This is a genomic window from Hoeflea sp., assembly GCF_984452065.1.
The window spans coordinates 1-3,387 of record NZ_CFHWAF010000234.1; the positions used below are offsets into that span (position 1 = coordinate 1).

5 protein-coding genes are annotated in these 3,387 nt (G+C 59.2%); 1 reads left to right on the top strand and 4 read right to left on the bottom strand.

What is annotated here, in order from left to right; all coding sequences use genetic code 11:
- The coding region (locus tag AC5E6N_RS23800) for an alcohol dehydrogenase catalytic domain-containing protein (protein ID WP_491750136.1) at positions 1–539 on the bottom strand (539 nt) is incomplete at its 3' end.
- Positions 540–646: 107 nt separating this feature from the next.
- Positions 647–1,036 (bottom strand): helix-turn-helix domain-containing protein, encoded by a 390-nt coding sequence (locus AC5E6N_RS23805; RefSeq protein ID WP_491750137.1) that lies wholly within the window; start codon positions 1,034–1,036, stop codon positions 647–649.
- Positions 1,037–1,309: 273 nt separating this feature from the next.
- On the opposite strand from AC5E6N_RS23805, the gene AC5E6N_RS23810 reads away from it, so the two are divergent.
- Complete coding sequence (locus AC5E6N_RS23810; protein ID WP_491750138.1) at positions 1,310–1,741, top strand: ion channel; 432 nt, start codon at positions 1,310–1,312, stop codon at positions 1,739–1,741.
- Positions 1,742–1,744: 3 nt separating this feature from the next.
- Here the strand turns inward: AC5E6N_RS23810 and lipB are convergent, their stop codons facing one another.
- Both lipB and AC5E6N_RS23820 read right to left on the bottom strand, forming a co-directional pair.
- A complete protein-coding gene (gene lipB, locus AC5E6N_RS23815) occupies positions 1,745–2,479 on the bottom strand; it encodes a lipoyl(octanoyl) transferase LipB (protein WP_491750139.1) in 735 nt (244 codons plus the stop codon).
- Between the two features lie 386 nt (positions 2,480–2,865).
- Positions 2,866–3,222, bottom strand: coding sequence for a hypothetical protein (locus tag AC5E6N_RS23820; protein ID WP_491750140.1), 357 nt, complete (start codon positions 3,220–3,222; stop codon positions 2,866–2,868).
- Positions 3,223–3,387 lie beyond the last annotated feature (165 nt).

Consider the following 3,387-nt stretch of genomic DNA (forward strand, 5'->3'; position numbering starts at 1 on the left):
TTGATCACGGCGCCGATCCCGGTGGTCACGCCGCAGCCGATATAGCAGACCTTGTCGAACGGCGCGTCCGGGTGAATTTTCGCCAGTGCTATCTCCGGCAGAACGGTGAAATTGGCGAATGTGGACGTTCCCATATAGTGAAAAATCTTCTCGCCGTTCAGCGAGAAGCGGCTGGTGCCGTCGGGCATGACACCCTGTCCCTGGGTCGAGCGTATCGCCTGGCAAAGATTGGTTTTCGGGTTGAGGCAATATTCGCATTCGCGGCACTCGGGCGTGTAAAGCGGAATGACATGATCGCCCGGTTTGACCGATGTGACGCCCGCTCCGACCTCGCGCACGATCCCGGCGCCTTCATGGCCGAGAATGGCCGGGAAAATACCTTCCGGATCGGCGCCCGAGAGTGTGAATTCGTCCGTATGGCAGATGCCCGTCGCCATGATCTCGACGAGAACCTCGCCCTGCCGCGGCCCGTCAAGCTGTACGGTTGTTATCTCAAGCGGTTTGCCGGCCTCCACGGCCAATGCAGCGCGAACGTCCATCTTCTCCTCCTGACGGTCTTTCAAGCTCTTTTGAAACGCACACTGTCAGAGCACGGGCGAGCGATCAACATGCCAGTTCGACAAAAACGGCGCGTCAGCCGGGATATCTATTTGTTGATCTGGCGGGCAACTCTCTCGGCCTCGGCGGCGATCGAATCGATCATCAGCCCCATCGCCTCGTGCGCGCGTTTGAGCTTTGCCAATTGTTCGGTGAGAACCTTCAACTCCGAATTGACGACAGGCAAGGCCGGCGATTCGCCGATGCCGTTGAGCAACCAGGTCGGAGACACGCCAAGCACGCCGGCCAGCATGGTGACACGGTTCGCCCGCGGTTCGGAGCGGTCCGTCTCCCAGGCATGAACGGTCTCGGTCTTCACACCCAGCCTGCGGGCCAATTGCGAGGTGGTGAGGTCGAACGCGTCCCGTGCCCGGGAAATCCGTCCGCCAAGCGTGTCGTAGTCGGGAGGCGCGACTGTCATGTCTGCTGTGGCCATCATGGGCTTCTCCTGCATGTTGATGTCCTGCATGCGATCCGTGTCGCACAGGCAGGTGCTACGGGTCTTCGCATGTGTTAAGCAAGTCCTTTCCGGCAGGCTTTCCCGTTTCCGCCATTTATGTGCCGATTGCCGTTGAAAACCCGGTGCCGTCGCCGCACCGCGGTGGGCAATCGCTTTGACAGCGCGTACCAGACCCATCACATTCGCAAGCAGGTTACGCCGCGCATCAGCCTGGCCTTGACCGCCCGAAACTGGCATCCGGAGTGAGGCTTCATGATCACAGAATTGTTGCTCGGCACCGTTGTCGTGTCGCTGACCGTCATTGTCCACACATTCGGCCTGATAGGCGTGGCGAATGTGATGAATCGGGTCGCCGGCCGGCATCCCATACACGAATTCCGCAGCAAGGTCATATCCATGGTGATTCTGGTCCATGGGCTCCTTGCCGTTCATACCCTTGAGATCTGGCTCTGGGCGGCGGTCTACCGCGTGACCGGTGCGATCGCCACCATCTCGGATGCGATGTACTTCTCCGCGATCACCTTCTCGACGCTCGGCTATGGCGACCGGTTGATTGATATGGAGTGGCGCATGCTGGCGGGCATGGAGGGCCTCAGCGGGTTTGTGCTGATCGGATGGTCGACGGCCTATCTCGTTGCCGCGTCCACCCGCATCGGTCCGTTTGAACCCGGCAAGCATTTCTAGGTTTCAGGGCGTCTGCTCAAGATCCGCTGTGGTGACGGTCGGTCCAAAGAGGTCCTCGAACGACTGGCGCAGGGCCGTGTCGGTGTCTTCCATCGTTACGGGAAGGCCAAGGTCGACGAGGCTGGTCACGCCGTAACCGGAGACGCCGCAGGGCACGATCCCCGAGAAGTGCTCAAGGTCCGGCTCCACATTGACAGATATGCCGTGGAAACTGACCCACCGCCGCAACCTGATGCCGATCGCCGCGACCTTGTCTTCGGCCGGTGTGCCGTCCGGCAGGGCAGGGCGTTCGGGTCTGGCAACCCACACGCCGACGCGGTCCTCGCGCCGCTCTCCCTTGATATTCATGCCGGCGAGCGTGTCGATGATCCAGGCTTCCAGCGCCGCGACGAAGACGCGCACATCGCACCGGCGCCGTTTGAGGTCGAGCATGACATAGGCGACCCGCTGACCGGGGCCGTGATAGGTGTATTCGCCGCCCCGGCCGGTCCGGTAAACCGGGAACCGGTTTGGCGCCAGCAGGTCGGTCTCCCGCGCACTGGTTCCTGCCGTATAAAGCGGCGGATGTTCGACCAGCCAGACGAGTTCATCCGCACGGCCGTCGCGAATGGCTTCCGCCCGTTCTTCCATGAACCGGACGGCCCCTTCATAATCGGTGAGCCCCGGTTCCACGCGCCATTGCACCGGCGGCGAACCGTCGACGGGAAGGAACCGGGCGTTAAGGTCGCTTCTTTGCATCAGCATGGTGTTCCGGTGACTGCAATCGTTCTATCTGGCGCAGCCGGGGCGGGCGCGCAAGTGTCGCGTTGAAAACCGGCGGAAGACTGTCGTCCCGTATTCGATGGCTTGGGAGAAATGGTGCCTCCGGAAGGAGAAACCTCGAACTCTCTTTTTGAGACTTTAGAGGATTGGGAGCGCCAGTTACAACATCAAAATCTTGATCTTGAGGGGCCGGAGCTATGAGCGCCCCAGTATTGGTCAAGGACTTCTCAGGGGCAGCGGCGCATTCTTCAAAGCCGAAACACAAGAAGCACCCGCCGCCCTTCTCGATCCGCTTCACAGAAGACGAACGGGCGCAACTGGACCGGGCTCGGGCACGTTGTCCCTTGCTGCCTATATCCGCCTCAAGCTGTTTGCTGGTGATGTACCGCCGCTATTCCGGTCTTCGGAACGAAAAGACCGCTGCCGGGAACCAGATTGTTGGTTTGACCGTAACCCCAAAAACTGAATATTTCGGTTTTGCTTTTGTTGGAAACCTTCACGTACATGGATTCAATAACGCTTCCCCGCGCTGCGGTACTGAACAACAGGGTTCTAAAGAATATTTTTGCTGTAGTTTTGGGGGCGTGATCGTGTCCAAAGAAAACCACGTTTGGTTTTGTCATTTTAAGCTGGCCCCGATGCAGGAGAGTTAGCCACAGTGTTATTCCTGATACAGTGAGGGCGATGAGCGAGATAACAATGCTGGAAAGCTCAACCACAACAGGCTCCACAATTCAGTTTCTTGGATTTGCTCCTGCTGGCAGCGCGGTACATTCAGTTCTCCCGACTTGCCCCTACTAAACCTGTTTGCTGCTTTGGAAGAGTTTGAGGTCGTGTCCCCTGAAGTGGTGTAGCAGTGCGTTAGCAAAGCCGGTCGCTCGCGC

Coding starts and splice junctions, on each gene's coding strand:
- AC5E6N_RS23805 (WP_491750137.1), bottom strand. CDS start 1,036: ATGATGGCCACAGCAGACATGACAGTCGCGCCTCCCGACTACGACACG.
- AC5E6N_RS23810 (WP_491750138.1), top strand. CDS start 1,310: ATGATCACAGAATTGTTGCTCGGCACCGTTGTCGTGTCGCTGACCGTC.
- lipB (WP_491750139.1), bottom strand. CDS start 2,479: ATGCAAAGAAGCGACCTTAACGCCCGGTTCCTTCCCGTCGACGGTTCG.